General features: G+C 73.8%; 3 protein-coding genes. All 3 read right to left on the bottom strand.

The features are described 5' to 3' along the window. Positions 1-123 precede the first annotated feature (123 nt). The 3 genes from EAO71_RS03350 to EAO71_RS03340 all read right to left on the bottom strand — a co-directional run bounded on the left by EAO71_RS03350 (position 124) and on the right by EAO71_RS03340 (position 4,664). Positions 124-1,089: a glycosyltransferase family 2 protein gene (locus EAO71_RS03350; protein ID WP_147976259.1), complete on the bottom strand. Its 966-nt coding sequence runs from the start codon at positions 1,087-1,089 to the stop codon at positions 124-126. Between the two features lie 93 nt (positions 1,090-1,182). Beyond that, positions 1,183-3,867, bottom strand: coding sequence for a YfhO family protein (locus EAO71_RS03345; protein WP_147976258.1), 2,685 nt, complete (start codon positions 3,865-3,867; stop codon positions 1,183-1,185). Between the two features lie 161 nt (positions 3,868-4,028). After that, positions 4,029-4,664 (bottom strand): thymidine kinase, encoded by a 636-nt coding sequence (locus EAO71_RS03340; protein ID WP_147976260.1) that lies wholly within the window; start codon positions 4,662-4,664, stop codon positions 4,029-4,031. Positions 4,665-4,751: the final 87 nt, after the last annotated feature.

The raw sequence follows: 4,751 nt of genomic DNA, 5'->3' as shown, positions 1-4,751 counted from the left end.
CGCAGCGCCCCCCGGCGCACCCCCGTCGAGCCGCCCCGGGCAGCGGGTGCAGATCTTCCAGGTGTCGACCCTGTACGGCGCCGCAGGGGTGGTGCCCGGCGGGTGGGATTCCATGGCCATGGGTCAGGCCGCCTTTCCGGTGGCACGCAGACTGCGGAGCAGCGTGCCGCGTGCGGTGTCCATGCCGGCCAGCGTCTCGTCGAGGACCGGCTGCGGCATCCTGCGCAGGGCGTCGGTGACGTCGTGCCGGAGGCGCTTGGTGACGGCCGGCTCGTACTGGTCGGCCTTTCCCATGTGAAAGGCGATCATCGCGCAGTAGGTGCGGACCGCCTTCGGCAGGAAACGGTCCGCCTCGGCGTCCGCGGACACCTCCTCGAGCAGTAGGTCGTACGAGGGGATGAAGTCCAGCTGGCGGTTGTCGGTGATCTGCGTGAGCGAGGTGGTGACTCCTCGGCGGTAGAAGGCACCGTGCAGGCTGAGCGCCGCGTAGGAGGTGGTGTTCAGGTGCAGACGCCAGATCCACAGGCGGTCCTCGGCGGTGCGGAGTCTCGTCTCGAACCGCGAGGCCCCGTCGGCGAAGAGACGGCCGGAGTAGATCCCGAACGGGACGAAGGGATAGTCGACCATCGTCACCATGGAGGCCGGGGCGATTCCGTCGCGGGGGTTCATCACCGTGTCGCGGAGTGTGGCCGGGGCGTAGCGGACGGCGCGGGTCCGGCCGGTCGACAGGACGTGGTCGGTGCGGGCGAAGTCGCAGCCCAGGGCCTCGATTCCGTCGACCATGGCGCGCAGGTGGCCGGGGGCGTACCAGTCGTCGCCGTCGAGGAAGGTGACGTAGTCGCCGGTCGCCGCGTCGATTCCGGTGTTGCGTGCCTGGGCCACGCCGAGGTTCGTCTCGTGCCGGATGACGGTGGCGTTCGGGACACGGTCCTTCAGCCGGTCGAGCACGTACGGGGTGTCGTCCGTGGAGCAGTCGTCGATCAGCAGGAACTCGAACTCCGGGTCCGCGTTGATCGCGAGGCTCCGCAGGGTGTCGGGGGCGTACGCCCCGACGTTGTGGAAAGGGACGACGACGGACAGTTTCGGCACACGGAATCCCAACACTCACACCGGAGAACCATCGAGCGAACGCGCCCGGTGGTACGGACCCGGACGCCGGTCAGGCCGGCAGCGTATCGACGGTCAATTCCCGTCGGACGAGGCCGATGTGCACGCGGGATGAACTCTTCCGGTCCTGCGGGGAGACCGCTGCCGCGCGCCGATCACCGGGAGGCAGAGCAGGGCCGTGGCGCCGATCGCGCCGCCGAGCCGCAGTCCGGGCGGCCGGAACGAGCAGCCGAGGGTGGTCGCCGTGCCATCGAGCGGGACGGCGATCAGGCCCAGGTGGCGCCGGGCCGGGACGGGGTCGGCGTCCCCCGCGGAGCAGGTCCAGCCGGAGATCCGCGGTACGGCGACGAGGGCGGTGCCCTTGCTGCCCGGCGGGAGTTCGGCGGTGAGGGTGTGGCCCGAGGTCCGCACCGTGGTGGCTCCGGTCGCGGTCGACCGGCGCACGGCCTCGGTCAGCCGGTCCTCGACCAGGCAGCCGACCGGCTGCCGGGGCAGTTCGGGGCGCGTGGCGGGATCCAGTGCGATCCGCACCTCGCCCGAGGCGGGCACGGTGCCGAGCCGCTGCATGGGGCCGACGACGGCGGGCGGGCGGCCCGCGAAGGCGACCGGGGAGCCGCCCGACAGGGCCGCGGTCCCCCGGTAGTCGGGAGCCCAGAACCACACCTGGGCGCCGGCGGGGCAGGAGGCGGTGAGCGTGACCGCGCCGCCCCCTGGGCCGGGGGCGCGGCGGGGCGCGGCGGGCACCTCGTAGACGTCCGCGCCGAGCAGGGCCTCCTGGTTGGCGAAGGCGGACGGGCCGAAGCGGGCCTCGCGGGCCGGCAGTCGCAGGTCGGGACGGACGGTGACGAGCGGCGGCACGGGCGTGTCGACGGTGGTGATCGCGGCCTCGGGCAGCCGGTCGGTGCGCAGCGGCGCCGAGGGTGTCGAGCGCATCCGGGTCCCGACGGAGAAGATCGCGTCGGTCACGGGGTTGTCCAGGCTGACCGGGTGGCGGCCCTTGGCGTAGGAGCCGAAGCCGAGCGAGGCCAGGGTCCGCGAGGTGACGTCGGCGGTCAGGCTGCTGTAGTAGTCCGCTCCCTGGCCGCCGACGAGCAGCACGTCGTTGCCGCCGGGGACCTCGCCGGGGTCGGTGCGCTGCCGGGGCCAGTCGTCCTCGCTCTCGGTGGCCCGTGCCATGTCCGCGTGCCAGGGCCCGAGCCGCGGGGCCCAGGAGACCTTGGCCAGTTGCTGCCGCTCGATCCGGCCCGCGCTGATCGCGGTCTCGCCCGCCTGGGCGAGGACGAGCAGGGCGACGGCCACCGCGGGCAGGGCCTTGGTGCCCACCGCGTGCCGCCGGGCGAGGAGGACGGCCGCGGCGGCGAGGACGCCGAGGGCCAGGGCGGCGCCGAAGGCGGGATACGTCCAGCGGTCGACGACCGGGCTCCCCCGGGAGGCGAGGGTGAGGGCGGCGAGGACCGCGCCCGCGCCCAGCAGGGCCGGCGTCCGGGGCAGTCCCCGGGCCGTGGAGAGCCAGGCCGCGATCAGCAACAGGCCGCAGAGGACGAAGGTCTGACGGTACGGGATGCCGTTGGGCGAGGCGCCCGCGTGCCAGAGGAGGTGCGTGGGTTCCCACTGCATCGAGAGCGCGACCAGAGCGATCGCGGCCGTCCAGGCGAGCCGGGTCCGCGGGGTGACGGCCCGGTTGAAGGGGAGGGTGAGGGCCAGCAGGAGGGCCGGGGTGCCGATGAAGAGTGCGGGGCTGGCGACGCTCGCCGTGGCCGGCAGCAGCCGGGCGAGGAACTCCGTCCAGGCGACGGGGGTGAACGTCGTCTCGGGCGTCGGGTCCGCGACCCGGGTCGCCAGGAAGACCACCAGGACGAGCGGGGCCGCCAGTCCGACGCCCACGAGCACGCCCCGGGCGGCGCGGAGCAGTCCGGCGAGACGCCGGCGGCCGGTGTCGTCGGCCGTGCACAGGCGGACGGCGAGCACGACGGCAGCGCCGAGCGTCGCCATGTAGGCGGTGTAGAAGTTCGCGTACCAGGCCACGGCCACGACCAGCGGGCCGAGGACGGGGCGGCGCCCGGCCCGGGCCCACTCGCCGACCAGGCAGAGCAGCGGGAAGGCCAGCAGGCCGTCGAGCCACATCGGGACGGTGGCGGCGAAGTTCAGGGTCCAGCCGCACAGCGCGTACGCCGTCCCCAGGACGGCCGCGACCGGCCACGGGCCGGGGCGCAGCCTCAGGAGCAGCAGCGCCATGGCGGCCCCGGCGGCGGTGATCTTGGCGGCGGTGACGACGTAGAGGGCGAGTTCGGCGCCGTCCGCGGGGAAGAGCAGGACCAGCAGGTCGAACGGGCTGCTGAGGTACGTGCCGTAGTCGCCGAGGAAGTTGGAGCCGAAGCCGGAGTTCCAGTTGAGGAAGAGGTCGCCGTGGGTCTCGCCGAGCAGCAGCCGGCGCCAGTACGCGTGGAACGGCAGGTACTGCTGGCCGAGGTCGACGGTGTTGCGGGTGGTGGGCCCGAAGGGATGGCTGCCGGCCAGCAGGCCGCCGAGGCAGAAGACGACGCAGGTCAGGAGGGCGGCGGCGGTCGAGGCGCGCAGCCGGACGCTGTGCCGGGCTCGGCGCGTCCACGCCCGGGCGGCGGTGACGCGGCCGGTGCCCTCCGGTCCCGAGGGGGGACGCGCCGGCCGTCCGCCGTCCTCGGTCCGGGTGTCCGCCGCCGCCGCACCACCGGCGCGTCCCCCCTCGGCCTGGGCTGATGCGGTCTCGGCAGCAGGGGGCACGCGTCCTCCGGGATGTGTCGCGCGGATGCGCGGAGCCCGGGCGGGACGTCACGGGCCGACGGCCATTACCGCCGAGCCGGGCGACCCGCATCCGATCGGCAGAAGGTCCGCGGGCACACCCGAGGTGAACTCGCGGTGTCGCGGCCGGCCGGGAAGGACGGTCAGGCGGGGGTGACGGGGAGCACGTCCGGGGAGAGCGAGCCGGCGTGCGCCGAGGCGCTGGTCATCCGGCGCCGGTGGTGGCGTCGGCACAGCACCTCGTAGCCGATCTCCTCGGCCGGCCGGTTCACGTCGCCGACGACGACCTGCTCCCCCTCCACGACCATCTCGCCGCCCACCGTGCGCGCGTTGTGCGTGGCACGGGCCCCGCACCAGCACATCGCCTCGACCTGGAGGGTCTCGATGCGGTCGGCCAGCTCGATCAACCGCTGCGATCCGGGGAAGAGCTTGGTGCGGAAGTCGGTGGTGATCCCGAAGGCGAAGACGTCGAGGTCCAGGTCGTCCACCACCCGGCCGAGCTGGTCGATCTGCTCGGGGGCGAGGAACTGCGCCTCGTCGACGATCACGTAGTCGACCTTGCCGCCACGGGACATCTGGTCCACGAGGTAGGCGTACAGGTCCATGCCGGGGGCGGCCTCGACGGCCTCGGTCACCAGGCCGAGGCGTGAGGAGAGCTTGCCCTCCCCCGCCCGGTCGTCGCGTGTGAAGATCACGCCCTGCAGGCCGCGCGCCGAGCGGTTGTGCCCGATCTGCAGGGCCAGCGTGCTTTTCCCGCAGTTCCTCGCCCCCGAGCAGATCGACCAGCTCGGCCGGGTGGTGGACGACCTGGACCTCGACGTCTTCGCCTTCGGGATCACCACCGACTTCCGCACCAAGCTCTTCCC

Source organism: Streptomyces sp. MS191 (assembly GCF_008042125.1).
Classification (GTDB): domain Bacteria; phylum Actinomycetota; class Actinomycetes; order Streptomycetales; family Streptomycetaceae; genus Streptomyces.
The sequence above is the reverse complement of the archived record's forward strand: the minus strand, read 5'-3'. Positions and strand labels throughout refer to the sequence as shown.